The organism is Streptomyces sp. NPDC052101 (assembly GCF_040680235.1).
GTDB lineage: Bacteria > Actinomycetota > Actinomycetes > Streptomycetales > Streptomycetaceae > Streptomyces.
This window is the reverse complement of the sequence record NZ_JBFAWH010000159.1, coordinates 1-1,099: the sequence shown is the minus strand read 5'-3', so window position 1 is coordinate 1,099 and position 1,099 is coordinate 1. Positions and strand designations below refer to the sequence as shown.

General features: G+C 72.6%; 2 protein-coding genes. One reads left to right on the top strand and one right to left on the bottom strand.

Features of this window, described 5'->3' with window-relative positions; genetic code table 11:
• A partial coding sequence (locus AB0L75_RS44480; RefSeq protein ID WP_365191977.1) for an oxygenase MpaB family protein occupies positions 1-445 on the bottom strand: 445 nt, incomplete at its 3' end.
• 345 nt (positions 446-790) lie between these two features.
• Here AB0L75_RS44480 and AB0L75_RS44475 point away from each other — a divergent pair.
• Positions 791-1,063, top strand: a complete 273-nt coding sequence (locus tag AB0L75_RS44475) for a three-helix bundle dimerization domain-containing protein (protein ID WP_365191976.1) — start codon at positions 791-793, stop codon at positions 1,061-1,063.
• The last annotated feature ends 36 nt before the right edge of the window (positions 1,064-1,099 follow it).

Genomic DNA, 1,099 nt, shown 5'->3' with positions numbered 1-1,099 from the left:
CGAGGCTCGTGGCGAGCGGGGCGTACCCGCGGTAGAGGCGGTCGGCGTCCTCGGCGTCGAGGGCGCCCCACATCCGGCGGCGCACCTGCTCCCCCATCGCATAGAGGGTGGCGGCCACCCAGAGCTGGGCGTCCGGGTCGGCGGCGTCGTAGGGGTGGCCTCCGGCGTCGAGCCCGCGGACCGGGCGGTGCGCCGCCCGCACCCGGTCGACGACCGCGTCGCGCAACGGCGCGGCCTCGGGGAGGGTGACCGCGTAGATGTAGGCGAGCGTGTGGCGGAGCCGGCGCATCGGGTCCTCGGTGAACCGGGAGTGGACGGCGACGCCGGCCCCCACCGGCCGGTGCGCCACCTGGAGCAGGATCGCCGCACCGGCGCCGGCGAGGATCACGGCCTCGCGGGCCAGGGCGGCCGCGGAGGTCGGGGCGGAGTGGCGGTCGGGGCGCATGGTGCCAGCCTCGCACCGGGCCGGACGGAGGGGCAGGGGGCGAAGATGAACGGTGCTGTTCACCTTCTGTTCACCTTGCCGTCCACCTGCCGCTCGTGGCGCCTCGATCCGAAAACCGCATGATTGCGCTGATTTCGCGCCATCCAGGCATGTGTGGCGGAGTGCCTCAGGTCACGTTAGTGAACACGGAGTTGCACTCTGGGAGGAAATCTGTAAACTTGTTCACAAGCAGTTCACCTAGCGTTTACGGAACGCGAGGTCGGGACTCCACCGAACTCATCACCCGCGGCCCCGCCGCGACGATCCGCCGGACTCGTGGTCCGGCAACCGAAGGAGGTGCTCACCGTGAGCATCAACACGACCAGCCACCACCTGCCCACCGCCCCGAGCCCCCTCATGCAGCGCCACGTGCTCCAGCGCGTCGAGGAGACCCTCCTCCGCCGCTTCGAGGGCACCGTCACCGCCGAGACCGTCCGCTCGGTCGTCCGCGAGGTCGTCGCCGACCTCAAGCGCGGCGCCCGCATCACCACCTTCCTGCCGCCCCTCGCCGAGCGCGAGGCCACCCGCCGCCTCCAGGCCGCGACGCCGGCCCACGAGGCCATGGCCGTCGCCGCCTGATCCCCCATACCGACGCGACGACCCGTCGGCCCGCCC